26 protein-coding genes are annotated in these 24,779 nt (G+C 69.4%); 6 read left to right on the plus strand and 20 right to left on the minus strand.

All coding sequences use genetic code 11. The features are described from left to right. Positions 1–89: 89 nt before the first annotated feature. The 3 genes from HD593_RS48260 to HD593_RS48270 all read right to left on the minus strand — a co-directional run bounded on the left by HD593_RS48260 (position 90) and on the right by HD593_RS48270 (position 4,559). The gene (locus HD593_RS48260; protein ID WP_246547135.1) at positions 90–3,329 is read right to left on the minus strand and encodes a LamG-like jellyroll fold domain-containing protein; all 3,240 of its coding nucleotides are present in this window, start codon (positions 3,327–3,329) and stop codon (positions 90–92) included. Positions 3,330–3,551: 222 nt separating this feature from the next. Then, complete coding sequence (locus tag HD593_RS48265; protein WP_185109597.1) at positions 3,552–4,256, minus strand: alpha/beta hydrolase; 705 nt, start codon at positions 4,254–4,256, stop codon at positions 3,552–3,554. Between the two features lie 12 nt (positions 4,257–4,268). Then, complete coding sequence (locus tag HD593_RS48270) at positions 4,269–4,559, minus strand: ATP/GTP-binding protein (protein WP_185109598.1); 291 nt, start codon at positions 4,557–4,559, stop codon at positions 4,269–4,271. Positions 4,560–4,663: 104 nt separating this feature from the next. Here HD593_RS48270 and nucS point away from each other — a divergent pair, with 104 nt between their 5' ends. The 5 genes from nucS (at position 4,664) to HD593_RS48295 (ending at position 9,487) form a co-directional block, all read left to right on the plus strand. Next, complete coding sequence (nucS, locus tag HD593_RS48275; protein ID WP_185109599.1) at positions 4,664–5,326, plus strand: endonuclease NucS; 663 nt, start codon at positions 4,664–4,666, stop codon at positions 5,324–5,326. A gap of 110 nt (positions 5,327–5,436) precedes the next feature. Beyond that, positions 5,437–6,735: a carotenoid oxygenase family protein gene (locus HD593_RS48280; RefSeq protein ID WP_185109600.1), complete on the plus strand. Its 1,299-nt coding sequence runs from the start codon at positions 5,437–5,439 to the stop codon at positions 6,733–6,735. Next, positions 6,732–7,289: a GNAT family N-acetyltransferase gene (locus HD593_RS64825; protein WP_312904274.1), complete on the plus strand. Its 558-nt coding sequence runs from the start codon at positions 6,732–6,734 to the stop codon at positions 7,287–7,289. Before HD593_RS48280 ends, HD593_RS64825 begins: the two co-directional genes overlap by 4 nt. Before the next feature lie 38 nt (positions 7,290–7,327). Then, positions 7,328–8,800, plus strand: coding sequence for an aldehyde dehydrogenase family protein (locus HD593_RS48290; protein ID WP_185109601.1), 1,473 nt, complete (start codon positions 7,328–7,330; stop codon positions 8,798–8,800). Between the two features lie 144 nt (positions 8,801–8,944). Continuing rightward, positions 8,945–9,487 (plus strand): TetR/AcrR family transcriptional regulator, encoded by a 543-nt coding sequence (locus tag HD593_RS48295; protein ID WP_246547137.1) that lies wholly within the window; start codon positions 8,945–8,947, stop codon positions 9,485–9,487. Between the two features lie 121 nt (positions 9,488–9,608). Here the strand turns inward: HD593_RS48295 and HD593_RS48300 are convergent, their stop codons facing one another. The 4 genes from HD593_RS48300 to HD593_RS48315 are packed head-to-tail and all read right to left on the minus strand — an operon-like array spanning position 9,609 to position 13,136. Next, positions 9,609–9,926, minus strand: coding sequence for an STAS domain-containing protein (locus HD593_RS48300; protein ID WP_185109603.1), 318 nt, complete (start codon positions 9,924–9,926; stop codon positions 9,609–9,611). 40 nt (positions 9,927–9,966) lie between these two features. Continuing rightward, positions 9,967–11,133, minus strand: a complete 1,167-nt coding sequence (locus HD593_RS48305) for a sensor histidine kinase (RefSeq protein ID WP_185109604.1) — start codon at positions 11,131–11,133, stop codon at positions 9,967–9,969. Continuing rightward, on the minus strand, positions 11,134–12,243 hold the full coding sequence (locus HD593_RS48310; protein ID WP_185109605.1) for an ABC transporter permease: 1,110 nt from the start codon (positions 12,241–12,243) through the stop codon (positions 11,134–11,136). It lies immediately after the preceding gene. Further along, a complete protein-coding gene (locus HD593_RS48315; protein ID WP_185109606.1) occupies positions 12,240–13,136 on the minus strand; it encodes an ABC transporter ATP-binding protein in 897 nt (298 codons plus the stop codon). The genes HD593_RS48310 and HD593_RS48315 overlap by 4 nt, the downstream gene beginning before the upstream one ends. A gap of 127 nt (positions 13,137–13,263) precedes the next feature. Between HD593_RS48315 and HD593_RS48320 the strand changes: the two genes are divergently transcribed. Continuing rightward, a complete protein-coding gene (locus tag HD593_RS48320; RefSeq protein ID WP_185109607.1) occupies positions 13,264–13,854 on the plus strand; it encodes a cob(I)yrinic acid a,c-diamide adenosyltransferase in 591 nt (196 codons plus the stop codon). 1 nt (position 13,855) lies between these two features. Here the strand turns inward: HD593_RS48320 and HD593_RS48325 are convergent, their stop codons facing one another. The 13 genes from HD593_RS48325 to HD593_RS48385 all read right to left on the minus strand — a co-directional run bounded on the left by HD593_RS48325 (position 13,856) and on the right by HD593_RS48385 (position 24,778). Continuing rightward, entirely contained in the window at positions 13,856–14,221 is a 366-nt protein-coding gene (locus HD593_RS48325; protein WP_312904276.1) for a DUF2550 domain-containing protein, read from the minus strand. Positions 14,222–14,266: 45 nt separating this feature from the next. Further along, positions 14,267–14,668, minus strand: coding sequence for a F0F1 ATP synthase subunit epsilon (locus HD593_RS48330; protein ID WP_080042501.1), 402 nt, complete (start codon positions 14,666–14,668; stop codon positions 14,267–14,269). Between the two features lie 68 nt (positions 14,669–14,736). Next, a complete protein-coding gene (gene atpD / locus HD593_RS48335) occupies positions 14,737–16,185 on the minus strand; it encodes a F0F1 ATP synthase subunit beta (RefSeq protein WP_185109609.1) in 1,449 nt (482 codons plus the stop codon). A 1-nt stretch (position 16,186) separates the two neighbouring features. Beyond that, positions 16,187–17,089 (minus strand): F0F1 ATP synthase subunit gamma, encoded by a 903-nt coding sequence (locus tag HD593_RS48340; RefSeq protein WP_185109610.1) that lies wholly within the window; start codon positions 17,087–17,089, stop codon positions 16,187–16,189. A 3-nt stretch (positions 17,090–17,092) separates the two neighbouring features. Beyond that, a complete protein-coding gene (gene atpA / locus HD593_RS48345) occupies positions 17,093–18,742 on the minus strand; it encodes a F0F1 ATP synthase subunit alpha (RefSeq protein WP_185109611.1) in 1,650 nt (549 codons plus the stop codon). 23 nt (positions 18,743–18,765) lie between these two features. Then, positions 18,766–19,575 carry a F0F1 ATP synthase subunit delta gene (locus tag HD593_RS48350; protein WP_185109612.1) on the minus strand — a complete coding sequence of 270 codons (810 nt, stop codon included), beginning with the start codon at positions 19,573–19,575 and terminating at the stop codon, positions 18,766–18,768. Further along, on the minus strand, positions 19,575–20,129 hold the full coding sequence (locus tag HD593_RS48355) for a F0F1 ATP synthase subunit B (RefSeq protein WP_185109613.1): 555 nt from the start codon (positions 20,127–20,129) through the stop codon (positions 19,575–19,577). Before HD593_RS48355 ends, HD593_RS48350 begins: the two co-directional genes overlap by 1 nt. A 34-nt stretch (positions 20,130–20,163) precedes the next feature. Beyond that, complete coding sequence (gene atpE / locus HD593_RS48360; RefSeq protein WP_103955992.1) at positions 20,164–20,394, minus strand: ATP synthase F0 subunit C; 231 nt, start codon at positions 20,392–20,394, stop codon at positions 20,164–20,166. 72 nt (positions 20,395–20,466) lie between these two features. Further along, positions 20,467–21,264 carry a F0F1 ATP synthase subunit A gene (atpB, locus tag HD593_RS48365; protein ID WP_185109614.1) on the minus strand — a complete coding sequence of 266 codons (798 nt, stop codon included), beginning with the start codon at positions 21,262–21,264 and terminating at the stop codon, positions 20,467–20,469. A gap of 67 nt (positions 21,265–21,331) precedes the next feature. Then, positions 21,332–21,547 (minus strand): AtpZ/AtpI family protein, encoded by a 216-nt coding sequence (locus tag HD593_RS48370; RefSeq protein ID WP_246547139.1) that lies wholly within the window; start codon positions 21,545–21,547, stop codon positions 21,332–21,334. A gap of 65 nt (positions 21,548–21,612) precedes the next feature. Beyond that, the gene (locus tag HD593_RS48375; RefSeq protein ID WP_185109615.1) at positions 21,613–22,035 is read right to left on the minus strand and encodes a Cg1360 family ATP-synthase-associated protein; all 423 of its coding nucleotides are present in this window, start codon (positions 22,033–22,035) and stop codon (positions 21,613–21,615) included. Between the two features lie 130 nt (positions 22,036–22,165). Next, complete coding sequence (locus HD593_RS48380) at positions 22,166–23,455, minus strand: glycosyltransferase family 4 protein (RefSeq protein WP_185109616.1); 1,290 nt, start codon at positions 23,453–23,455, stop codon at positions 22,166–22,168. A gap of 57 nt (positions 23,456–23,512) precedes the next feature. Beyond that, on the minus strand, positions 23,513–24,778 hold the full coding sequence (locus HD593_RS48385; protein ID WP_185109617.1) for a serine hydroxymethyltransferase: 1,266 nt from the start codon (positions 24,776–24,778) through the stop codon (positions 23,513–23,515). Position 24,779 lies beyond the last annotated feature (1 nt).

The raw sequence follows: 24,779 nt of genomic DNA on the forward strand, positions 1-24,779 counted from the left end.
AACCGAACAAGATTCTATGGACAGATCCCCCGAGAACGCCACCGGCGCGAGACCTCGGAGGTCCCGCGCCGGCGGCTCGTGCGGAAGGACTACTGGGCGGCCAGCTGAGCGATCTGCTCGGCGCTCAGGACGCCGTCGTAGGTGCGGACGTCGTCCACGGTCCCCGGCCAGTAGCCGGTGAAGACGCCCGCGGCCTTGGTCCGGCCCAGTTGCAGCGGCCCGGTGGCGTTCCAGGTGCTCAGGTGGTCGGTGACGGTGGTGGCCGACAGGCGGCCGTTGACGTAGACGCGGAGCTCACCGGCCAGCGCGTCGTAGACGCCGGCGACGTGCGTCCACTCCAGCGGGTTCGGGATGGCGTCGGAGCGGGTCCGTACGAGGGCGGCGGTGTCGGTGTCGGCGGCGGACATGCCGAGCGTCCACCTCCCCTGCTCCTTGTCGAAGCCGAGCTGGAACCCGGCGGCCCGCCCGCCCGGCTGCGCCACGGCCGCCGTGTCGCGGGTGGGCAGGTAGTCGAGCTGGGTCCAGGCGGCGACGGTGAAGCCGGTCCTGGTGTTGACGGCGGGCGCACCCGCCTGGGCGTGGCCGTTCACGCCGTCGAGCGCGAGCGCCCCGTCCAGCCAGCCGGATGTCCACGAGGCGGCTCCGGACAGCGTCGCGGCGGTCGCCCGGCCCGAGGAGTCGGCCGCCGACGTGCCGGACTCCTCGTCCAGCGTCCAGTGGCCCACCAGCGTGGCAGCGCTGTTGACCAGATCGGCGACCTCGTCGGCGAACATCGCGCGGCCGTAGGCGCGCACCTCGTCGACGTCCCCGGGCCAGTGCTCCGAAGCCGCCCCGGCGACCTTCCCTCGGCCGATCGTCAGGGGGCCCGTGGCGTTCCACGGGGTGGTGACGGCGGCCGTGCCCTCCAGCCGGCCGTTCACGTAGAGCGAGATCTGGCGCGCCGCCGAGTCGTAGACGCCGGCCAGGTGGGTCCATTCGTTCAGCCGCGGGGCCGCGGCCGACAGGGCCCGTACGGCGGGCGCGCCGTCGGTGTCCGAGCCGGCCAGGGTCAGCGCCCAGCGGTCGTTGGCCTTGGCGTACTGCAGGGCGAACGCGCCCGTCCTGCCGCCTTCCTGGGTGACGGCGGTGGCGGAGGCGGCGTTGCCGGTCAGGCGCGCCCAGGCGGTGACGGTGAAGTTGCGGCTGGTGTCGATGACGGGGGCCGAGGTCTGCGCGTAGGAGTTGGCCAGCCTGAGCGCGGTGCCGGTCTTGCCGGTGGTCCACGTGGCCCCGCTGAGCGTGGCCGGGTGCGCGCCCGTGGCGTCGGCGGCCGTGGTGCCCTGGCCGTCGTCCATCGTCCAGTGCCCGCTGGGGCCCTTGCCCGGGTTGACGTTGAAGACGTAGGTGCGGATGGGGCCGAGCTGGCCGGCGCGGTCCTTGCTCCGTACGGCCAGCACGTTCGGGCCGTCGTGGCGCGGGGTCACGGCGATCGTGGCGCCGCCGTCCTGGCCGGGGGCGACCTCGGTCGTGGGCGTGGAGTCCAGGCCCCAGACGTAGGCGGCCACGTCGGCGACGCCGTTCGGGCCGAAGGAGAACGTGCCGGGCAGGCCGACCCCGTCGCTCCAGGCGTTCTCGGTGTACTGGGGCGAGGAGACCGTGGGCTCCCTGCCCGGGGCTGTGGCGTCCACGGTGGCCTCGCACCAGGGGCTCCACGCGCTGGTGGCCTTGCCGTCCTCGGCGCGGACGCGCCAGCGGATCAGCGAGCCGTCGGCGTACAGGGTCTGCGGGATCGTGGCGGAGAAGGCGGTGCCTGTGGAGCCGAGCGGGGTGACGTACTCGCCGGTCTTCACGCCGGCGGCGTTGTACCACTCGAAGCGGCCCTTGACCGAGTTGTCGGTGTCCTTGAGCTTGGCCCACAGCTTGGGCGCGGCGGTGGCGATGATCGGGCGGCCGTCACCGGAGACGCAGGGGCCGCCCGGGTCCGACCAGACGTCGGCGGCGACCGGGTCGGCCGGCAGCGAGTTGTACTCGATGACCAGGCTCGGGTTGTTCTTGAACTTCTTCCACGCGTAGACGTCGGTCTCGCTGGTGGCCCGCAGGCCGATGGTGGCCTGCGACCACTTCTTGGCGGCGGCGTCGGCGATCCACGAGGTGACGTCGAACTCCACGCCGCCGGGCAGGCAGCTCGAACCCCAGCCCTTGGCGACGTTCACCGTGGCGAGCAGCCTGCTCCACGACGGCTGGTTGTTCCACGTGGTGCTCTTGTTGGCGGCGCCGGTGCCCCACGCCTCCACCTTGCGGGCGCTGCACGAGTACGACCACGTCTCGTACGTGCGCAGCGTCGCCTTGATGATCTGCTTGCCGTGGATGGTGGAGCCGGTGGCCATGTTGAAGAACGAGCGGTTCTTCTGCGACTCGACGTGGCCCACCCGCGCGACGTCGCTGGAGTTGAGGTAGTTGGAGTTGGGCCAGTTGCTCCAGACGGCCGTCCACGAGCCCCGCGCGGCCGAGAAGTACGGGTCCAGGTAGACGGGGAACTTGGTCTTCGTGTCCGACAACATCTTCAGGTCGGGCTTGAGCCGCAGGTGCCTGCCCTTCAGCTCCACGCCCATCGTGGCCTCGCGGGCCTCGGGCGAGCGGCCCTCCTTCAGCGCCTTCGGGCTGGTGATGCCCCGGGAGTCCCACATCTTGGGGGTGGGCGCGATGAAGATCGTGCCCTCGTTCTCGTCGGTGGCCTCCAGGTTGCCCACCCTGTCGGTCTCCAGCGTCAGGCCCTCGGCCGTGAGCGGGTACGCCAGCTCGGTCAGGCCCGCGGCGGCGGCCCGCGACTTGACCACCAGGAGGTGGGAGAAGCCGTCCACGTCGGCGGTGACCTGGAGGTCCACGCCCGGCATGACCTCGGCGTACGTGGCGGTGTCACCGCTCAGCGCAGGCTTGGGCAGCGCGCCGGTCCAGCCCAGCTCCATCGACTTGGCGCCGCGCGACAGGCGGGCCAGCGGCGCGTCGCCGCCGCCGGAGAAGGCCAGGTCCACCGCGGCGGCGACCGGCTCGACCGCGCCGTCGGGGCGCAGCCGCAGCGTGGTGTCCACGGGCACCCAGCCGCCGTCCTTGCGCACCCGGACGGGCCGGACGTTCAGCTCCATGGTCATCGTGCCGTCGGGCTGGGCGAAGACCGTGCGCGTCTCGCTGCGCATCGACTCCACCTCGACGGGCCTGCCCGCGCTGCGCGCCGCGGCGACCGCGGCCTGCTCCTGCGCCGGTTGAGCGGCCGCCGGCCGCTCGGGTTCGTCCTGGGCGGCCGCGGGCCGCTCGGGTTCGTCCTGGGCGGCCACCGGTTGGGGGGCCGTCAATGCCGTGATAGATAACGCCGCCGCGACCAGTCCATGCACTACCCGCATACGTGCCTCGCCCATGCCGAGCAGGGATTACGCTCGGGACGGGAGGCCGCCCGGCGTCTCCACGATCTTCTGTTGACGTTCGGATTCTCACTCCCGCCCGTCCGCGGGGTCCAGTGTTCTGGTCATTCTGCTCAAAGATTCCTTCATGACCGCACGGCGGGTGCGAGAAAGTCGTCAGACCTCTGTGGGGAGCGGCCAGGCCGCCGGGTTGACCCGCTTGACGATCTCGTCCAGCACGATCCGCACGTACGGCTCCCCCACCCACAGGTGCTTGGCCCCGTCGACCCCGATCACCTCGGCCTGCGGAATCCTGGCGAACCGGGCGCGGGCCTCCTCCGGCCTCAGGTAGTCGTCGAACTCCGGCACCAGCGCCGTCAGCGGCCGGCCGAACGCCGCCCAGGAGTCGAGGTCGGCCTCGGTGGCCCTGTGCAGCGGCGGCGAGAGCAGGATCGCGCCCTCCACCAGCGGGTCGTGTGCCCACTTCAGCGTCAGCTCGGTGCCGAACGACCAGCCGACCACCCACACGTGCGGCAGGTCGTGGTACTCGGCGTACTCCAGCGCCGCGGCCACGTCGTACCGCTCGCCCTCGCCGCCGTCGAACGTCCCCTGGGAGGTGCCGCGTTCGGAGGAGGTGCCGCGGGTGTTGAAGCGCAGCACGGCCAGGTCGGCCAGCGCGGGCAGCCGGTTGGCGGCCTTCTTGTAGACGTGGCTGTCCATGAACCCGCCGTGGGTGGGCAGCGGGTGCAGGGTCACCAGCGTCGCCACCGGCGGCCGGTCGAGGGGCTGGGCCAGCTCGCCGACCAGGGTCAGGCCGTCGGCCGTGTGCAGCTCGATCGGCTCCCGCCGGGCGGGCAGCACGGTCGCCGCGCGAATCTCCACCGAAAGGTCCCTTCAGTAACGGGTGCGGCCGGGGCCGCGGTCGAGTCTCTTACGCCAGCAGGCCTGGTGCCAGTGGCGGCGCTCCTCGTCGCCGCCCGGCCAGTTGGGCCAGGCCACGAGGTGCGGCTGCCCGCTGCGGATCTCCTGGTCGCAGCCGGGGCACCGGTAGTTCTTGGTCGAGGAGGCGCCGGTGAGCATGCGCACCTTCCACTCCCCGTCGGGCCATTCCTCCACCTTGTCCAGGCCGGTCGGGAAGCCGAAAGGGCGGGAGGACTCCCTCCGGCGGGCACGGCGAGGGCTCATCGGCGGGGGAACCCGCTCGCGGCACCCCTCGTGCCAGGACAGACCAGACCCACCCGTTCGAACGCCATGCGTCCAGTTTTCCAGAGGCACTAAGGTGGACGGTCATGCGGCTGGTCATCGCGCGATGCAGCGTGGATTACATCGGACGGCTCACGGCACACCTGCCGATGGCGCCGAGGCTCGTCCTCATCAAGGCGGACGGCAGCGTGAGCATCCACGCTGACGACCGCGCCTTCAAGCCGCTCAACTGGATGAATCCGCCGTGCAAGCTCAAGGAGGACGGCGAGACCTGGACGGTCACCCACGGCAAGACCGGCGAGAAGCTGGTCCTGACCATGGCGGAGATCCTCCACGACTCCAGCCACGAGCTGGGGGTGGACCCCGGGCTGATCAAGGACGGCGTGGAGGCCCACCTCCAGGAGCTGCTCGCCGAGCACATCACGACGCTGGGCGAGGGCTATTCGCTGGTCCGGCGCGAGTACATGACGGCGATCGGGCCCGTGGACATCCTGTGCAGGGACGCCACGGGGGCGACGGTGGCGGTGGAGATCAAGCGGCGCGGTGAGATCGACGGCGTCGAGCAGCTCACGCGCTACCTGGAGCTGCTCAACCGCGATCCGCTGCTCTCCCCTGTGCGCGGGGTCTTCGCGGCTCAGGAGATCAAGCCCCAGGCCCGCGTGCTGGCCACCGACCGCGGCATCGACTGCGTGACGCTCGACTACGACGCCCTGCGCGGCATCGAGCCGGAGAATCCGACCCTCTTCTAGCCGTCTCCCCCTGGGCAGGGGTGGGGCGGCCTTTTCCGTACTCCCACATTCCAATGTTGACAGGTCATCGATGGACGTTTTACCTTCGACCTATCAACATTGGAGGATCGATGACCCCCAAGTACCTCAGCGGCAACCTCGCTCCCGTCCCCGACGAGATCGACGCCCACGACCTGACCGTCACCGGCGAGCTGCCGGAGGAGCTGACCGGCCGCTACGTCCGCAACGGCCCCAACCCCCGCCCCGGCGAGGACCCGGGCCACTGGTTCGCCGGCCACGGCATGCTGCACGGCGTGCGCCTGCGCGACGGCCGCGCCGAGTGGTACCGGAACCGGTGGGTGCGCACGAAGGCGTTCACCGAGAACGCTCCGTTCGTCGGCGAGACGGGCGTCGACCTGGCGGCCGTGCCCGCCAACACCCACGTCGTCCGGCACTCGGGCCGCATCCTGGCCCTGGTCGAGAGCGGCCTGCCGTACGAGGTGACGCCCGAGCTGGACACCGTCGGGCCGGTGGACTTCGGCGGGCGGCTCACCACCGCGATGACCGCCCACCCCAAGCAGGACCCGGTCACCGGCGAGCTGCACTTCTTCGGCTACGGCTTCTTCCCGCCGTACCTCACCTACCACCGGCTGTCGGCAGGGGGCGAGCTGGTGGAGAGCAGGGAGATCGAGGTGCCCGGCCCGACGATGATGCACGACTTCGCCGTCACCGAGCACCATCTCGTCTGGCTCGACCTGCCGGTGGTGTTCCGCCTGGAGCGGGGTGGCATGCCGTACGCGTGGGAGGACGACTACGGCGCCAGGATCGGCGTGACGCCCAGGGCGGGCGGGCCGACGCGGTGGTTCGAGGTGGATCCCTGCTACGTCTTCCACGTCGGCAACGCCTGGGAGGACGCTCACGGGCGCATCGTCCTCAACGGCGCCCGGTACAGCCGTGACCGGTTCGCGCCGCTGTGGGAGGAGATCGGCGGCGCGAAGGACCCCGCGGCGTCGGCCGCCGCGTCAGGAGCGGCCGTCCTGCACCGGTGGACGCTCGACCCGGTGACGGGCGTGGCCAAGGAGGAGGCGCTGGACGACCGCGACGTGGAGTTCCCGACGTTCAACGAGGACCTGCTCGGGCGGCCGAGCCGCTACCTCTACACGGTCGGCGAGGACAGCGTGGTCAAGTACGATCAGCGCGACGGCGGCTCCCAGGTCAGGAGGACCGGGGGCGACACGGGCGAGGCGGTGTTCGTGCCGGCCGCGGGTGCGTCCGCCGAGGACGAGGGGTGGCTGCTGTCCGTGGTCACCGCGGGCGACTCCTCGCGGTTGCTGGTGCTGGACGCCCGCGACCTGTCCGACGTGGCCTCGGTACGGCTGCCGCGCCGCGTGCCCGCCGGCTTCCACGGATCCTGGATGGAGGAGGCGTGAACATCAGAGCCGCGGACTGGGAGCACGAGGCGGACGCGATCGGCGACGCGCTGGCCAGGGCGTTCCATGACGATCCGGTCATCCAGTGGCTGCTGCCCGGCGGGAAGGGGGTGGCCGCCATGTTCGTCGCGCTCGCCCGGCACGTCCACGCCATCACCGACGTGGCCGGCACCGCCGGTGCCGTCTCCGGCGTGGCCATCTGGGACCCGCCAGGCCACCGGCCCGACGAGGAGGCCGCCATCCCGGGCCTGATCGCCGCGATGGGGGATCGGGTGCCGTACGGGATGACGCTCGACGAGACGATGGCCGGGCACCGGCCCGAGCAGCCGCACTGGTACCTGGCGCAGCTCGGCACGGTGCCGGAGCTGCAGGGCACGGGCGTGGGCAGCGCCCTCATGCGGGAGGGGCTGGCCCGCTGCGACGCGCCGGTCTATCTGGAGAGCAGCAAGGAGTCGAACGTCCCGTTCTACGAGAGGCACGGTTTCCAGGTCACCGAGCGCTTCACCCTGCCCGGCGGGCCGCCGGTATGGGGAATGTGGCGACCTGCCACCTGATTCTGGTAAGTGACGCCTTACCGGATTATCGTGACGCCATGACGACGCTGACGTTCGACTCACTCAACCCGGCGACCGGCGAGATCGTCGGCAGTCACCCCAAGCAGAGCCCCGACGCCGTGCACGAGGCGGTGGGCCGGGCCGAGGAGGCCGCCGCGTGGTGGGCTGCGCTCGGCCCGGCCGAGCGCAGGCGGCGGCTGCTCGACTACAAGGCGGTCCTCGCCCAGCACCTCAAGGAGCTGGCCACGCTCGTCCACCAGGAGACGGGCAAGCCGGAGGGTGACGCCACGCTGGAGCTCGTGCTCGCCCTCACGCACCTCGACTGGGCCGCGCGCAACGCCCAGAAGGTGCTCGGCCGCCGCCGGGTGGCCACCGGCATGATCGGCCTCAACCTGGCCGCCACGCTGGAGTACCTCCCCCTCGGCGTCGTCGGCGTCATCGGCCCGTGGAACTACCCGGTCTTCACCCCCATGGGCTCCATCGCGTACGCGCTGGCGGCCGGCAACGCGGTCGTCTTCAAGCCCAGCGAGCTGACCCCCGGCGTCGGTGTCCGGCTGGCCAAGCTCTTCGAGGAGTCGGTGCCCGAGCACCCGGTGTTCCAGACCGTGACGGGGCTGGGCGAGACCGGCGCGGCGCTGGCGGCCGACCCCCGGGTCAAGAAGATCGCCTTCACCGGCTCCACCGCCACCGCCAAGAGGGTCATGGCGGCCTGCGCCGAGAACCTCACGCCGATCGTGGCCGAGTGCGGCGGCAAGGACGCGTTCATCGTGGACGCCGACGCCGATCTCGCGGCCGCCGCCGACGCCTGCCTGTGGGGCGCGATGGCCAACGCCGGGCAGACCTGTGTCGGCGTCGAGCGGGTCTACGTCGTGGACGCCGTCTATGAAAGTTTCATGCGCGAGCTGTCCGAGCGGGTGACGAAGGTGAAGGCCGGCGAGCAGTACGGGCCGATCACCATGCCGGGCCAGGTGGAGATCATCAAGCGGCACATCGACGACGCCACGAAGGCGGGCAAGGTGATCGCGGGCGGGCCGGACTCCGTGCGGGCGCCGTACGTCGATCCGGTGATCGTCGAGGACGTGCCGGAGGACTCGCCCGCCGTACGCGAGGAGACGTTCGGCCCCACCATCACGGTGCGCCGCACGCGCGACGCGCAGGAGGCGTTGTCGCTGGCCAACGCGTCGGCGTACGGGCTGGGCGGCACGATCTTCAGCCGGAACGCGCGCCGCGCGACGGAGCTGGCACGCCTCATGCGCAGCGGGATGACCGCGATCAACTCCGTCATCTCGTTCGCCGGAGTGCCCGCGCTGCCCTTCGGCGGGATCGGCGATTCCGGGTTCGGCAGGATCCACGGGGCCGACGGGCTGCGCGAGTTCGCCCGCTCGAAGGCGATCGCCAGGCAGCGCTTCGCGATGCCCGGGATGAACCTGACATCGTTCAATCGGGGGCCCGCGGAGCTTGAGCGACTGGTCAGACTCGTCACGTTCTTGCACGGCCGACGTAAAAGATAATCTTCTTACCCTTTCCCTTAACGGATCATCCGTCCATAATTGTGTGCTCTGGGGGCCACGATCATGTTGGACGGGTGGAATGTGAACCGGTCTTACCGGGGAATGTCGGCTGAGCAAAGGCTGGCAGACAGACGCGAGCGGCTGATGACGGCCGCGTACACGCTATACGCGAAGCCGGGTTTCACGGCGACGACCATCGAAAGGCTGTGCTCGGAGGCCAGGATCTCCAACCGGGCCTTCTACGAATGTTTCGGCGGACGCGAGGAGCTGCTCCAGGCGTTACACGAGCGCTGCGTGGAGGAAAGCCTCTCGGTCGTCGCCAAGGCGCTGGAGGAGGCCCCCGACACGCTTGACGGGAGAGTCAAGGCCGGGATTCGCGCCTATATCGAGTTCACCACGGCCGACTGGCGGCGGGCCCGGATCATGCACGTCGAGGTGCGCAGATCGGGAGACGTCCTGACACTCTCCCGTCAGCGCGCGGTGGCGGCGTTCGCCCGGCTGGTCGAGGAGGCGTCCGCCGATTTCCCGCTCGGCGCCGAGTTGAATCGGCGCCTGGTGGCACTCGGAGTAATTGGGGCGTTACAAGAGTTGCTCATCGAATGGCTGCTCTCCGAGGAGCAGCCGGACATCGACGAACTCGTCGCGGTCGCCGTCCACATCTTCAATCAGAGCCTCGGCACCGGCTGAACGGGTAATCCACCGGTCATTCATCGGGCGTTTAGCGGAGTCGGTCAACCGAAATCTACATTTTGTCTAAGTATGGAAAGAGCGGGCAACGGCTGATCGTCGCCCGCTCGGATATGTCACCTCAGGCCACCGCGGCCGCCGGAGCCTCCACGTGCAGCACCCGATTCAGCCGGGTCACCGCGAGTATCCGCATGATCCTCGGTGGCACCCCCCGAAGAACGAGTCGGCGCTCGACGCTCAGCGCGCGCCTGTGCGCCCCCACGAGCACGCCGAGACCGGTGGCGTCGATCATCTCCAGCTTGGAGAGATCCAGGATCAGATCGCCCTCACCGGAGTCGAGCGCCTTGTGCAGGCGCTCGCGCACTCCGGCCGACGTGCCGGCGTCGAGCCGGTTCCCGATCCGCACCACCTGGGCACCCGGCTTGCCCCGGACGCGCATGCCACCTCCTCAGTCACGTATGCGCATACGTACTACTCCCCTACCCCGTCAGCGGCAATGACACGACAGCCACGAGCAGGAACTGCCCGTCGGCCGTCGGGGTCGCCCTCATCTCGCCGCCCACGGCCGCCAGCCGCTCGCCCATGCCCGCCAGGCCGCTCCCCAGGTCCACCGCCTGCCGGCGGGCCACGCCGTCGTTGCGCACGACGAGCTCGGCCTCCTGCTCGGTGAAGCGGATGGAGATCTCGCAGAACGTCGCGGTGCTGTGCTTGAGCACGTTCGTCACCGCCTCGCGCACGGCGTAGGCGAACACCGGGGCCACGCCGGAGGGCAGGTCACGATAGGGCAGGAGAACCTCGCAGCGGACCCCCGCCGCTTCGAGCACACCTTTCACGCTATTCACCTCGGCGGCCAAGTCAAGCTCGCGGTAGCCGCGCACGGCCTGGCGCAGCTCCTTGAGCGCCTTCCTGGTCAGCGCGTTCACCTCGCTCATCTCGGCTCTGGCCGCGTCCGCGTCCACGTCCGACAGCCGTACGGCCAGCTCGGTCTTGACCGCGATGGCCGAGAGCTGGTGCCCCACGAGGTCGTGCAGGTCCCTGGCGAAGCGCAGCCGCTCCTCGGCCAGGGCCAGCTTCGTGTGCGCCTCACGGCCCTTGTGCGCCTCCTCCGTCAGCATCCAGGTCCAGACCCACAACCTGTTGGACGGCGGCACGATCGCGCACAGGACCCCGTACATCAGCGCGTTGACGAACAGCACCTCGTCGAACGCCAGGTCCAGCCCGACGGTGAACAGGCCGTCCCGCCAGGTCGCGGTCGCCGCCGCCACGCCGAACAGCCACGTGCCCGCCGCGATCAGCAGCGAGGCGAGCCGGGTGATGTTCAGCGTGGCGATGGACAGCCACGCCACGAGGATGAAGCCCCAGGAGGCCAGGTCGGGCCCGCCCAGGAGAGCCGTGGCACACGCGAGGACCGCCGCCACCACCACCAGCCTGGTGGGGTAACGGCGGTCCATCAGCTCGCGGATGATGCGCGGGCACAGCCAGGTGAACGCGGCCGCGGCGGCCAGGGCGGGCACGGTACGCCACCAGTTGAGCAGCCCCGCGTCCAGCCTGGCGCCGAAGTTGACGACGATGACCACCCAGGTGGCGGCGATCCCTGATATCAGGACGTGCCAGGTGTAGCGCCGTGCCCGTTCGATCTCATTCATCTACCGGCTGCGCAGCACTTCGCCGAACTTCAGCCGCGCCCCCGTCCGCAGCACCGCCCGCTCGTACACCGTGGCGCCGAGCCTGAGCACCACCAGCACGGCCAGCAACATCGCCACCATCGAGGCGCCCACCTGCCACATGGGCACCTCGGTCGCGGCCATCCGCACCGGCATGACCATGGAGGAGAACGGCGGGACGTACGACAGGACCGTGGCCAGCGTGCCCGTGGGCTCGTTGGTGACGTAGAACGACACGAAGTAGGTCGCCATGATCATCATGGTGAGCGGCGTCAGCACGGTGTTCACCTCCTCCTGGCGGGAGACCAGCGAGGCGAACGCCGCCGACAGCGTGGCGAAGAAGGCGTACCCGAGCACGAACCACACCACCACCGCGACCACCAGCCCCACCATGCCCGGCGGGAAGTCGGCGGCCAGGCCGGAGACGGACGAGGCGGCCAGGCCGATCACCAGGATCGTGACCAGGTTGATCAGGCCGAGCACGCCCAGCCCGAGGATCTTGCCGCCGAGCAGCTGCCACGGCCGCACCGAGGCGAGCAGGATCTCCACGATCCGGCTGCCCTTCTCCTCGACCACCCCCATGGCCACCATCACGATCTGCCCCATGAGCAGCATGAACAGCAGCAGCACGAGCACGGTGGCGATGCCCTGGCGCGCGGCCTCGTACCGGGTGTCGGCGCCCACGGACTGCATCTCCAGCGGCGGGATGGCCACCCCTGCGGCGCCCAGCTTGAACTCGCGGCTGACGCTCTGCAGCAGCACCCCGAGCTCGGTCTGGATCTCCCCGTCGGTGAGCACCCTGCGGTCGTCGACCAGTGCCGCGTCCAGGTCGCCGTCGAGCACGGCCTGCCTGGCCGCCGCCTCGTCGGCGAACTTGCGCCACTCGAACTCGATCTCGGGTGCGGCGGCGTGCAGCGGGAGCTGCTGGGAGTTGACCAGGCCGATGGTGTAGGTGTCGCCCTGGTTCATGATCCTGGGCAGGAAGGACACCGCCGCCACCAGCAGCGCCGTGACGAGCAGGCCGATCACGAACGCCCTGGTCCTGACCTGCGTGCTGATCTCGCGCCGGGCGACCAGCCACAATCCGTTCACGCCACGGCCTCCTTGAAGATCTCGGTGAGGGACGGCCGCTCGACGCCGAAGTGCTCGACGTGGCCGGCCTTCATGGCGCGGCGCAGGATCTCCTGGTCGTCGCCCTCGTTCGTCATCAGAACGTGCCTGTCGCCCTGCACGGTCACCGTGCCGGGCAGGCCGTCGGCCCAGCCAGGGGCGGGCTCGCGGACGACCACGCGCAGCGTGTCGCTCTCGGCGGCCCGCAGCCCGGCCACCGTGCCCGAGGCCACCATCCGGCCCCCGGAGACGATGCCCACGGAGTCGCACAGCCGCTCGACGAGCTCGAGCTGGTGGCTGGAGAAGATCACCGGCACGCCGCCCCTGCACCGCTCCTGCAGCACCGTGGCCAGCGCGTCCACCGCGATCGGGTCCAGGCCCGAGAACGGCTCGTCGAGGATCAGCAGCTCGGGGTCGTGCACCAGCGCCACGGCGAGCTGCACGCGCTGCTGGTTGCCCAGCGAGAGCGCCTGCACCATGTCGTCCCTGCGCTCGGTCAGCCCGAGCCGCTCCAGCAGGTCGCCGGTGGCCTTCTTGGCAGCCTGCGTGCCCAGCCCGTGCAGGCGGCCGAAGTACTCGATCTGCTCGGCGACCCGCATCTTCTGGTACAGGCCACGCTCCTCGGGCATGTACCCGAACCGCTGGCGGTCGTCGTAGCCGAGTGGCCTGTCCTGCCAGCTCACCGAGCCGGAGTCCGCCTGGAGCACGCCCATCACGATGCGCATCGTCGTGGTCTTGCCCGCGCCGTTCGCGCCGACGAAGCCGAACATCTCACCCGGGCGTACCGTGAAGCTGATCCCATCGAGGGCGACCTTGCCGCCGGGGGCGTCGGGGCCGCCCGCGAAACGCTTGCGCAGCTCGCTGATCTCGAGCATCAGGTCATCTCCTTCGTCATGGGTCAATAGTGGCTTCAGTCGGGTTCGCCCAGGTAGTCGTGGAAATCACCGGCCCGATGTGGATCCCGCGGAGGATTCGGATGACATTTGTCACTACGCTGAAACCATGACGCGCGCGGACAAGGACAAGCCTGTCGTTCTCTCCCATATCTACACCCGGGGCGGAGACGACGGCACGACAGCGCTGGTCGACATGAGCCGCACCTCGAAGACCGACTCCCGGCTCGCGGCCTACGCCGACGTCGAGGAGGCCAACGCCCACCTGGGCCTGGCGCTGTCCCACGGCACGTTCCCCGAGGACCTGGCGCAGTGCCTGGTCCGCGTCCAGAACGAGCTCTTCGACCTGGGGGCCGACCTGGCCACACCGGTCGTCCCGGAGCCGGAGTTCCCGCCGCTGCGGGTGGAGCAGGCCTACATCGACCGGCTGGAGGAGCAGATCGACCGCTTCAACGCCGATCTCACGCCGCTACGCAGCTTCATCCTGCCGGGCGGCGACCCCGCCACGGCGGCCCTGCACGTGGCCCGGGTCACGGTACGCAGGGCGGAGCGTACGACCTGGGCGGCCCTGGAGGCCCACGACGACATGAACCCGTTGACGGCCAAGTACCTCAACCGGCTGTCGGACCTGCTGTTCGTCGCCTGCCGCGTGGCTCACGCCGGCGACGAGCCGCTCTGGAAGCCCGGCGGCACCCGCTGACCTACGCGACGTCCAGGTAGGCGCTGGGCGGCGCGGACTCCAGCCACGCCAGGAAACCCGTCAACGCGTCAGCGCTCATCGCCAGCGAGATGCCCCGGGTGCTCCCGGTGCAGTCCACCGCGAAGAGCCCCCCGTCGATCTCCCGCCGCGCGGATACGACAAGGCCGCGCCTCGCGATTGCGTGACGCGGCCGGAGTCGGACGCCGAGCAGCGGGATCCAATGGAGCTCCCCGTCGGCGTACCGGGCTACCCCGCTCTGCCACCCGCGGTCCCCCACCCGCAGGCGACAGGGCACACTGCCGCGCGAACGGGCCAGCGTCACCCCGCGCAGCACGATGAGGGCGGCCAGCAGCACTACGAGAATCACAACCGTCGCTACCATGCCGCCCCCCTGAACGCCGCTTGCTATGTATTAAACCTCTTCGCCCGCCGCGCGCAGCCGGGCCCTGGCACGCTTGGCCTCGATTGCCGCGTCGGCGTCTTCCTGGTTGGCCTCGATCGAGGCCTGGGCCCGGTCGAGAGCGTCGCGGGCAGCCGCGACGTCGACCTCGGAACCGAGCTCGGCCACTTCGGCGAGCACGGAGACCTCGTCGTCGGCGACGGAGATGAAACCCCCGTGCACCGCCGCCACCAGCTCCGGCTCCCCCTCCCGCTTCACGCGCAGCACTCCGCCCTCGACGAGGACACCGAGCACAGGTGCGTGTTGCGGCATAATACCGATCTCGCCGTCCACGGTCTTGGCAATCACCATGTCGGCCTCGCCCGACCAGATCTCACGCTCGGGTGAGACAACCCCTACGCGTAGCTTCGCCACTTGTGTAGGTTCCTTTCCGATCAGGTGGTGGCACGACGGTCAGCCGCCGTACCACCACCGTGGGGCGATTAGCGGCGCTCGAGTTCCTTGGCCTTGGCGATGGCCTGCTCGATGCCACCGACCATGAAGAACGCCTGCTCGGGCAGGTGGTCGTACTCACCGGCGCACAGGCCCTTGAACGAGGCGATGGTCTCGTCGAGCGGAACGGTCTCGCCCGGCTGGCCGGTGAAGGCCTCGGCCGCGTACATCGGGTGCGACAGGAAGCGCTCGATGCGGCGGGCCCGCTGGACGGTGACCTTGTCCTCCTCGGAGAGCTCGTCGATACCGAGGATGGCGATGATGTCCTGGAGCTCGCGGTACTTCTGCAGGATCCGCTTGGTCTCCTGGGCCACCCGGTAGTGCTCCTCGCCGACGATCTGCGGGTCGAGGATCCGGGAGGAGGAGTCGAGCGGGTCCACCGCGGGGTAGATGCCCTTCTCCGAGATCGGCCGGGACAGAACGGTCTGCGCGTCGAGGTGCGCGAACGCGTTGTGCGGGGCCGGGTCGGTGATGTCGTCCGCGGGCACGTAGATCGCCTGCATGGAGGTGATCGAGTGACCGCGCGTCGAGGTGATGCGCTCCTGGAGCACACCCATCTCGTCGGCCAGCGTGGGCTGGTAACCCACGGCGGACGGCATACGGCCGAGCAGCGTCGAGACCTCGGAACCGGCCTGCGTGAAGCGGAAGATGTTGTCGATGAACAGCAGCACGTCCTGCTTCTGCACATCGCGGAAGTACTCCGCCATCGTCAGGGCCGACAGGGCCACGCGCAGACGGGTGCCCGGCGGCTCGTCCATCTGGCCGAAGACGAGCGCGGTGTCCTTGAGGACGTCCGCCTCCTCCATCTCCAGCCAGAGGTCGTTGCCCTCACGGGTGCGCTCGCCCACACCGGCGAAGCACGACGTACCACCGAAGTTGCGGGCGACACGGCGGATCATCTCCTGGATGAGCACCGTCTTGCCCACGCCGGCGCCGCCGAACAGGCCGATCTTCCCACCCTGCACGTACGGGGTGAGCAGGTCGATGACCTTGATACCGGTGACGAGCAGCTCGGTACGGGACTCGAGCTGGTCGAAGGCCGGCGACGGGCGGTGGATGCCCCACCGCTCCTCGATCTTGAGCGAGGAGGTGGGGACGTCGAGCGTCTCGCCGAGCGCGTTCCACACGTGGCCCTTGACGACGTCGCCGACGGGCACCGAGATCGGCGCGCCGGTGTCGGCGACCGCCTGGCCGCGGACCAGGCCGTCGGTGGGCTGCATGGAGATGGCGCGGACGAGGTTGTCACCCAGGTGCTGGGCGACCTCGAGCGTCAGGGTCTTGGTCTCGCCGCCGAGGGTCACCTCGACCTTGAGCGCGTTATAGATGTCGGGCATCGCCTCGACGGGGAACTCCACGTCGACGACGGCGCCGGTGACACGTGCCACGCGGCCAGTGCCGGCCGCGGGGGCTTCTACAGTTTCAACAGCCTCTGCAGTCATTTCACTCTTTCCCCGCTGCGGCGTCAGCGAGCGCGTTGGCGCCACCGACGATCTCGCTGATTTCCTGGGTGATCTCGGCCTGGCGAGCCTGGTTCATCTGCTGGGTGAGCACCCGCATCAGCTCGTTGGCGTTGTCGGTCGCGGACTTCATCGCGCGCCGCCGGGCGGCCTCCTCGGAGGCGGCCGACTGGAGCAGCGCCGTGAAGATGCGCGACTCCACGTACCGCGGCAGCAGCGACTCCAGCACGTCGCCGGCGGTCGGCTCGAACTCGAAGTACGGCGGGATCACCGTCGAGTCCGTCGCCTCGGTCTCCTCGACCTCCAGCGGCAGGACCCGCTTGACCACGACGTTCTGCGTGAGCATCGAGACGAACTCGGTCGAGACGATGTGGATCTCGTCGATCCCGTTGTCGTCCTTGAACGAGTCGATCAGCGTGTTCGCGATCTCCTTGGCGTCGGCGTAGGCCGGCTTCCGCGAGAACCCGACCCAGCTGCCGCCCATCTCCCGGTTGCGGAAGGTGTGCCAGGTGACACCCTTGCGCCCGGTGACGAACGGCACCACGGTCAGCCCGCGGCCCTCCAGCAGCCCGCGCAGGGCCTCGGCCTCGCGCAGCACGTTGGCGTTGAAGCCGCCGCAGAACCCGCTGTCGCTGGTGACGATGAGCACGCCCGCCTTGGCGGGGTTCTCCTTCGCCACGGTCAGCGGATGGTCGACGCTGGCGGCGTTGCTGACGACGCCCGTGACGGCGCGAGTGATCTCGCGCTCGTACGGCAGCGCCTCCTGCATCCGCTGCTGCGCCTTCACGATCCGTGAAGAGGCGATGAGCTCCTGGGCGCGCGTGATCTTCGCGGTCGACTTGACCGAGCTGATCCGCCGCCGCAGCAGCCTTAGCTGGGCACCCATGTCCTACTTCTCCGCCTGCGGACGGACGACCTTCTTGATCTTCTCCTGGCCGACCTCGTCGGCCCCCAGCGGCGCCACCGGCTCGTCCTTGACCAGCAGCTCACCCGAGGAGGTGGTGAAGCCCTTCTTGAACTCCGTGATGGCGTCCTTGAGAGCGGTCACCGTGTCGTCGGACAGCTCGCGGGTCTCGCGGATGGTGTCGAAGATGCCCTTGTGCGACGACTGGATGTAGTCGAGGAACTCGCCCTCGAAGCGGCGCACGTCCTCGATCGGCACCTCGTCCAGCTCGCCCGTCGTGCCCGCCCAGATCGAGGCCACCTCGCGCTCGAGCGAGAACGGGCTGTACTGGGCCTGCTTGAGCAGCTCGACCAGGCGCTGACCGCGCTCGAGCTGGGCCTTGGAGGCCGCGTCGAGGTCGGAGGCGAAGGCCGCGAAGGCCTCCAGGTCACGGTACTGCGACAGCGACAGACGCAGCGTGCCCGCGACCTTCCGCATGGCCTTGGACTGAGCCGAACCACCGACTCGGGAGACCGAGACACCGACGTTGATGGCCGGGCGCACACCGGCGTTGAACAGGTCGGTCTCGAGGAAGACCTGGCCGTCGGTGATGGAGATGACGTTGGTCGGGATGAACGCCGAGACGTCGTTGCCCTTGGTCTCGATGACCGGCAGACCCGTCATCGAGCCACCGCCCATGTCGTCGGAGAGCTTGGCGCAGCGCTCCAGCAGCCGGGAGTGGAGGTAGAAGACGTCGCCGGGGAACGCCTCACGACCCGGCGGGCGGCGCAGCAGCAGCGAGACGGCGCGGTAGGCGTCCGCCTGCTTGGTCAGGTCATCGAAGACGATCAGGACGTGCTTGCCCTGGTACATCCAGTGCTGACCGATCGCCGAGCCGGCGTAGGGGGCGATGTACTTGAAGCCCGCGGCCTCGGAGGCGGGGGCCGCGACGATGGTGGTGTACTCCATCGCGCCGGCCTCTTCCAGGCGAGCGCGCACCTGCGCGACGGTCGAGCCCTTCTGGCCGACCGCGACGTAGACGCAGCGGACCTGCTTGGCGGGGTCGCCGGAGGCCCAGTTGTCGCGCTGGTTGAGGATGGTGTCGACGGCGATCGCGGTCTTGCCCGTGCCGCGGTCGCCGATGATCAGCTGACGCTGGCCACGGCCGATGGCCGTCATGGCGTCGATCGCCTTGATGCCGGTGGCCAGCGACTCCTTCACGGGCTGCCGCTGGACGACGGTGGGGGCCTGCAGTTCGAGAGCACGAGTCGCCTCGGCCTCGATCGCGCCCTTGCCGTCGAGCGGGTTGCCCAGGGGGTCGACCACGCGGCCGAGGAAGTTGTCGCCGACGGGCACGGACAGGACCTCGCCCGTCCGGCGGACCGTCTGGCCCTCCTCGATGCCGCTGAACTCGCCCAGGATGACGACACCGATCTCGCGGGTGTCGAGGTTCAGTGCCAGGCCGCGCGTACCGTTCTCGAACTCGAGCAGCTCGTTCGCCATCGCCGAGGGAAGGCCGGAGACATGGGCGATGCCGTCGCCGGCGTCGACGACGGTCCCGATCTCCTCGCGCGCGGCGCCTTCCGGTTCGTACGCCTGGACGAAGCGCTCAAGCGCGTCCCGGATCTCGTCCGGCCGGATCGTAAGCTCCGCCATCTCTACTCTGTCTCCCTCTTCGCCTAGCCGGCCAACCGGCGGCGGACTTCTTCGATTCGTCCCACGATTGTGGTGTCGATGATCTCGTCGCCGATGCGGACCGAGAACCCACCGAGCACTCGCTTGTCCACCTCGACATTCAGGTGCACGTCACGGCCGTAGGAGGTGCGCAGCCACGCCGCCAGGCGCTCCTTCTGCGCCTCGGTCAGCTCGACCGCGCTGCGCACCACCGCCACGAGGCGCTGGCGCTGCTGGGCCACGAGATGACCGACCTCTTCCAGGCCTGTTTCCAGGCTACGCCCACGCGGGTGCACCACCAGCTGCGTGATGAGGCGCAGGCTGGACGGGGCGACCTTGCCCTCGATCAGGCTGCGCAGCAGCTCGCGCTTGCCCTCCTCGGGAGCGGCCGCGTCGGCGAGCGCGCGGCGCAGGCCGGGGTTGGCGGCGACGATGCGGCCGAAGCGGAAGAGCTCGTCCTCCACGTCGTCGAGCCTGCTCTGGCCCTCCGCCTCCGCCGCCGCGGCGACGACGCCGAGCCGTTCGAGCACGTCGGCCAGGTCACCGGCGCGCGACCACTTGGCCGAGACCGCCGCCTCGGCGGTGGCCAGGGCCGCGGCGCCGACCTTGCCGTCGAGCAGCGAGCGCATGACGCCCGCCTTCTGCTCGGCCGCCCTGGCCGGGTCGGACAGGGCGCGGCGCAGGCCGTGCTCGCGGTCGAGCAGATCCGCGACCGCGAACAGCTCGTCGGAGAGCGCACCGAGGTCTGCACTACCGGCGACCGCGTTGAAGCGCTCTTCGACTTCGGCCAGCGAGGTCCTGCTCAAACCGCGCATCAGCGCACCGCCTGCGCGTTGGAGCTCTCCAGCTCGTCGAGGAACCTGTCCACGATCCGGCTCTGGCGGGCCTCGTCCTCGAGGGACTCGCCGACGATGCGGCCTGCCAGGTCGGTCGACAGGCGACCGATCTCGGTGCGGAGCTGGGCGAAGGCCGCCTGGCGGTCGGCCTCGATCTGCGCGTGCGCGGCCTCGACGAGGCGGCGGGCCTCAGCCTGCGCCTCCTCACGAAGCTCTGCCTTGATCTGCGCGGCCTGCTCGCGAGCCTCCTCGCGCAGCCTGGCCGCGTCGCGACGGGCCTCTTCGAGCTGCTCGGAGTAGCGCCGCTGCAGGGCCTGAGCCTCCGCCTGCGCCTCCTCCGCCCTCTTGATGCCGCCCTCGATCGCGTCGGTCCGCTCGGCCAGCGTCTTCTGAATACGCGGGACGAGCATGCGGCCGACGACGAAGAAGACGACGAGGAACGAGAAGATACCGACGACGAGCTCGTACGTGTGCGGGAGGAGCGGGTTGAACTCACCCTCCTCCGCCGCGAGGAGCGTAGCTGCCAGTTTCATTGGTGCAGCCTTTCGTCAGGGATTCTTCTGGCCTTTAGAGGTTCGCGAAGAGGAACGGCGCGACCAGACCGATCAGGGCGAGGGCCTCGGTGAGGACGAAGCCGAGGAGCATGTTCTGGCGGATCAGGCCGTACGCCTCCGGCTGGCGGGCGATGGCCTGCACGCCCTGACCGAAGATGATGCCGACGCCGATGCCGGGGCCGATGGCGGCGAGACCGTAACCGATGGCGGTGACGTTGCCGGAGACCTCAGCGAGAACGCTCATTACTGTTATTCCTTTACTGGACGGCCGGTGAAGCGGAGTCTCACCGGTCATGGATATTCCGGTATGTGGTTCTCAGTGTTCTGCGTGCAAGGAGCCACCGATGTACATCGATGCCAGCATCGCGAAGAGGAATGCCTGAAGGAACTGGATGAAGATCTCGAAGCCGGTGAAGATGATCGTCATGACCACGCCGATGATGCCCACCGGGGCGCCCAGCGGGGTGAGCTTCTCGAACAGGAACCAGAAGCCGACCATGCTGAAGAACGCGAGCAGCATGTGCCCGGCGAACATGTTGGCGAAGAGTCGGACCGCGTGCGTGAACGGCGCGATGATCATGTTCGAGAGGAACTCGATCGGCGACAGCAGCAGGTAGATCGGCTTCGGCAGCCCGGGCGGGAACATCATGTTCTTGAAGTAGCCGCCGGCGCCCTGGTGCTTGACACCGAGGTAGATCTTCAGCACGTAGATGGAGATCGCGAGCACCGCCGGGAAGGCGATGTGCGAGGCCACGGGGAACTGGGCGATCGGGACGACACCCATCAGGTTCCAGATGAGGACCAGGAAGAACAGCGTCACCAGCAGGCCCATGAACCGGTCGGCGTCCTTGCCCAGGAAGGGCCGGGCGACCTGGTCGCGGACGAACATGTAGCCGTATTCGACGACGTTCTGCATGCCTCTGGGCACGAGCTTCGGCTTGGAGAAGGCGGCCCAGGTCAAGCCGATCACGAGGATGGCGCTGAGGACCGCCAGCAGGACCGGCTTGGTGAACCATTCGACCCCGGGAATGATCGGAGCCAGGTCGAAGAGTTCGTTCGGCGTCGGCGCGGTGAACTCGCCGTCGCCGTGGGCTGGGGCCGTCAGCGTAATCACGCGGCGTTCCCTTCAACGTCGTAGTGGATCACAAGGGTTTCCTCGGCGAAGTTTTCGCTACGTCGGACTAGCGAGAGAACTTCCGGTAGGCCAGATAGCCGGCAAGCACCAGCCCCAGGACGGTGCCTATGGGGAAGAACGCGGACGTGTCGAGCCAGCGGTCCAGCAACCAGCCGATGCCACCGTAGATGGCCATCCCCGCGAGCAAATAGCTGGGGACCGACCACATGGCATCGGCGAAGTCGCGACCGTCTTCTTCCGGTCGGCGTTCCTGTGCGCTCATCGCGGCCCCGACGATAGCAGGCGAGTAGAGGACTAGTCATATCGGACCCCGTCCGCGAACCAGCCTCATGAGTCGCCCTTACCGGGGACCTTGGCTTCGGGGTCGACGTAAAGCATCTTGGTCTTGATGAAGGCGCGCACCTCGAAGGCCGTCCACACCAGCGTGCAGACCACGACCGACCAGGCGAAAGCCTTGGAATTCCAGGCGGTCGTGTCACCGAAGACGCTCAGCACGATCATGATGGCGACGACCTTGACGAGGTAGCTCAGCATCGCGGCGATCGCCATCATCTGCGGGGAGACGCGGGCGGCATAGGACACCGCTACCACGCTGATGCTGAAGAAAACCCCGACCAGCAGAGCGCCGAGGGCGGCGCCCAGCGCTCCCTTGCCCGCTGCGGTGAGGAATGCCACGACCACGGCGACCACACCGACCAGTGCGGTCGGAATCGCGGCGCTCTTGAGTACGCGCACGTCGTTGGCCTGCATCGGTGCTCCATCAGCGAGTTATCAAGCGAGCGTTTGCTACCTCCAGAACCGGTAAGTCTGGAGTCCCTGCTCGTGAAAGATATCACAAGCTCACGGAAGACCGCTTTTACCTGCCGTTTCTAGTTCGCGATCAAGAACGGCTCGGGAAGACGGGAAAGACCGGATTTCCCTCGGCCGTCGCGCGTTCGCGCGAGGGACCCTCGGTCGGCGGCATCTGGGGCCTGACCTGCGTTTCCGGCAAAATGGGCGGCATCGGGCCCGTGGGCGGGCCGTCGTCGTTGTCGGGCTGCTTGCGCCGCGGCGCCGAGTGAGCACCACCTCTGCCGCGCCAGCGCGGGGCCGCCATCAGCACCAGCACGACCAGCGCGAGCACGATGACGACCGGGAACAGCAGCACCGGCACACCCTCGCGGGACATCAGCACGACCCCGAACGCGAACAGGAACGCCCACGCGTACATGATCAGCACCGAACGCCGCTGCGAGTGGCCGATGTCGAGCAGCCGGTGGTGCAGGTGGCCGCGGTCGGGCGCGAACGGCGACAGGCCCTGCGAGGTGCGCCGCACCACGGCCGTGATCAGGTCGACCAGCGGCAGCACCAGCACCGCGGCCGGCAGCATCAGCGGGACCAGGACACCGACCTTGTTCATGTCGTCGATGGCGGCCGGGTCGAGCGGGGTCACCGTCACGATGGAGGAGGCGAGCACCAGGCCGATGAGCATGGCCCCGGTGTCGCCCATGAAGATCTTCGCCGGATGGAAGTTGTGCGGCAGGAACCCCAGGCAGGTGCCGATGAGGACCGCGGCGATGGCGGCCGTCGTGGTGATGTTGCCCGCGCTCATGCTCTGCGCGAGGAAGATGGAGTACGCCCAGGTCGCCATGGCCGCGATGCAGACGATGCCGGCCGCGAGCCCGTCGAGCCCGTCGACGAAGTTGACCGCGTTGATGGTCACGACCACGACCAGGATGGTGATCACCGTGCTGAGCGTGTAGTCGAGGCTCATCGAGCCGCCCCAGTCCTTGGGCAGCGGGATGTAGAGCAGCCGCAGGTTGAAGAAGACCAGCACGCCCGCCGCCGCGATCTGCCCGCCGAGCTTGATGAAGGCGTCCATGCCCCACCAGTCGTCGAGGAACCCGGTGACCGTGATGAGCCCGCCGGCCACGATCAGGCCGGTGACCACGTCGGCGTCGTACCCGGCCAGGGCCTCGCCGGTGTGGGTGAGCTGGCTGGCCGTCAGCAGGCCGACGACCAGGCCGCCGTACATCGCCAGGCCGCCCAGCCTGGGCGTCGGCGTGGTGTGCACGTCGCGCTCGCGAACCTCGGGCATGGCGCCGATGCGGATGGCGAAGCGGCGCACCAGCGGGACCAGCAGATACGTGACCGCCGCCGAGATGAGCGCCATGAACAGGTATTCGCGCACGAACCTAGTTTCCCGGATGCTCCGGCCAGCTGTGACCGGAAAACGACACAGACCAGCTTAATATTCGCTGAGATATGGCCTGTGGATGGCGAGAAGCGCCGCAACTCTTTCCCTGACCTCCGCTGAGCTGCCCGGATGCCGTACCGCCCGCGTCACGAGCGTGCCGACTTCTTTGAGCTCCTGGGGCCCCATCCCCTGAGTGGTCACGCACGGCGTGCCCACCCGGATGCCCGAGGTGATCGCGGGCGGCTCGGGATCGTACGGGATGACGTTGCGGTTCAGCGTGATCCCGGCGGCCGCGCACCTGCGCTCCGCCTCGGCCCCGGAAACGCCCAGCCCGCGCAGGTCGATCAGCGCCAGATGCGTGTCCGTGCCGCCCGAGACGGCCCGCATCCCCTCCCCCGCCAGCGCCTCCGTCAGCGCCCGCGCGTTCGCGATCACCCGCCTGGCGTAGTCGGCGAACTCCGGCCGCATCGCCTCCGCGAACGCCACCGCCTTGGCCGCCACCACGTGCATCAGCGGCCCGCCCTGCACGAACGGGAACACCGCGCGGTCGATCTTCCCCGCCAGCTCCTCCGTGCACAGGATCGCGCCGCCGCGCGGCCCGCGCAGCGCCTTGTGCGTGGTGAACGTCACCACGTCCGCGTACGGCACCGCCGACGGGATCGCGCGGCCCGCCATCAGCCCGATCGGATGCGCCACGTCCGCCAGCAGCCAGGCCCCCACCTCGTCCGCGATGCCGCGGAACACCGAGTAGTCGATCAGCCTCGGGTACGCCGTCGCGCCGCACACGATGAGCTTCGGCCGGTGCCGCAGCGCCAGGTCGCGAACCTCGTCGTAGTCGATCAGCTCGGTGTCGCGCCGCACCCCGTACGACACGACGTCGAACCATCTTCCCGAGAAGTTCACCTTCGAGCCGTGGGTGAGATGGCCGCCGTGCGGCAGCGCCATGGCCAGCATGGTGTCGCCGGGCTGCAGCAGGGCGGCGTACGCGGCCAGGTTCGCCGAGGCGCCGGAATGGGGCTGGACGTTGGCGTGATCGGCCCCGAACAGCCCACGCGCCCGCTCGACCGCCAGCCGCTCCGCCCGGTCCACGACCTCGCAGCCGCCGTAGTAACGCCTGCCCGGGTAGCCCTCGGCGTACTTGTTGGTGAGGGTGGAACCGAGGGCAGCCATGACGGCGGGCGAGGTGAAGTTCTCGCTCGCGATGAGCTGGATCCCGCCGCGTACCCGGTCGAGCTCGTCGATCAGGATCTGCGCGATCTCGGGATCCCGGCTCCGCAACATCCCGAAGTCCGGGCCGTAGTAGGGCTCCGTACCCATT

Origin of the sequence: Nonomuraea rubra, assembly GCF_014207985.1 — a bacterium.
Taxonomy (GTDB): Bacteria; Actinomycetota; Actinomycetes; order Streptosporangiales; family Streptosporangiaceae; genus Nonomuraea; species Nonomuraea rubra.

Coding starts and splice junctions, on each gene's coding strand:
- HD593_RS48270 (WP_185109598.1), bottom strand. CDS start 4,559: ATGAGCCCTCGCCGTGCCCGCCGGAGGGAGTCCTCCCGCCCTTTCGGC.
- nucS (WP_185109599.1), top strand. CDS start 4,664: ATGCGGCTGGTCATCGCGCGATGCAGCGTGGATTACATCGGACGGCTC.
- HD593_RS48280 (WP_185109600.1), top strand. CDS start 5,437: ATGACCCCCAAGTACCTCAGCGGCAACCTCGCTCCCGTCCCCGACGAG.
- HD593_RS48290 (WP_185109601.1), top strand. CDS start 7,328: ATGACGACGCTGACGTTCGACTCACTCAACCCGGCGACCGGCGAGATC.
- HD593_RS48295 (WP_246547137.1), top strand. CDS start 8,945: ATGACGGCCGCGTACACGCTATACGCGAAGCCGGGTTTCACGGCGACG.
- HD593_RS48300 (WP_185109603.1), bottom strand. CDS start 9,926: ATGCGCGTCCGGGGCAAGCCGGGTGCCCAGGTGGTGCGGATCGGGAAC.
- HD593_RS48305 (WP_185109604.1), bottom strand. CDS start 11,133: ATGAATGAGATCGAACGGGCACGGCGCTACACCTGGCACGTCCTGATA.
- HD593_RS48315 (WP_185109606.1), bottom strand. CDS start 13,136: ATGCTCGAGATCAGCGAGCTGCGCAAGCGTTTCGCGGGCGGCCCCGAC.
- HD593_RS48320 (WP_185109607.1), top strand. CDS start 13,264: ATGACGCGCGCGGACAAGGACAAGCCTGTCGTTCTCTCCCATATCTAC.
- atpD (WP_185109609.1), bottom strand. CDS start 16,185: ATGACTGCAGAGGCTGTTGAAACTGTAGAAGCCCCCGCGGCCGGCACT.
- HD593_RS48340 (WP_185109610.1), bottom strand. CDS start 17,089: ATGGGTGCCCAGCTAAGGCTGCTGCGGCGGCGGATCAGCTCGGTCAAG.
- atpA (WP_185109611.1), bottom strand. CDS start 18,742: ATGGCGGAGCTTACGATCCGGCCGGACGAGATCCGGGACGCGCTTGAG.
- HD593_RS48350 (WP_185109612.1), bottom strand. CDS start 19,575: ATGCGCGGTTTGAGCAGGACCTCGCTGGCCGAAGTCGAAGAGCGCTTC.
- HD593_RS48355 (WP_185109613.1), bottom strand. CDS start 20,129: ATGAAACTGGCAGCTACGCTCCTCGCGGCGGAGGAGGGTGAGTTCAAC.
- atpE (WP_103955992.1), bottom strand. CDS start 20,394: ATGAGCGTTCTCGCTGAGGTCTCCGGCAACGTCACCGCCATCGGTTAC.
- HD593_RS48370 (WP_246547139.1), bottom strand. CDS start 21,547: ATGAGCGCACAGGAACGCCGACCGGAAGAAGACGGTCGCGACTTCGCC.
- HD593_RS48375 (WP_185109615.1), bottom strand. CDS start 22,035: ATGCAGGCCAACGACGTGCGCGTACTCAAGAGCGCCGCGATTCCGACC.
- HD593_RS48385 (WP_185109617.1), bottom strand. CDS start 24,778: ATGGGTACGGAGCCCTACTACGGCCCGGACTTCGGGATGTTGCGGAGC.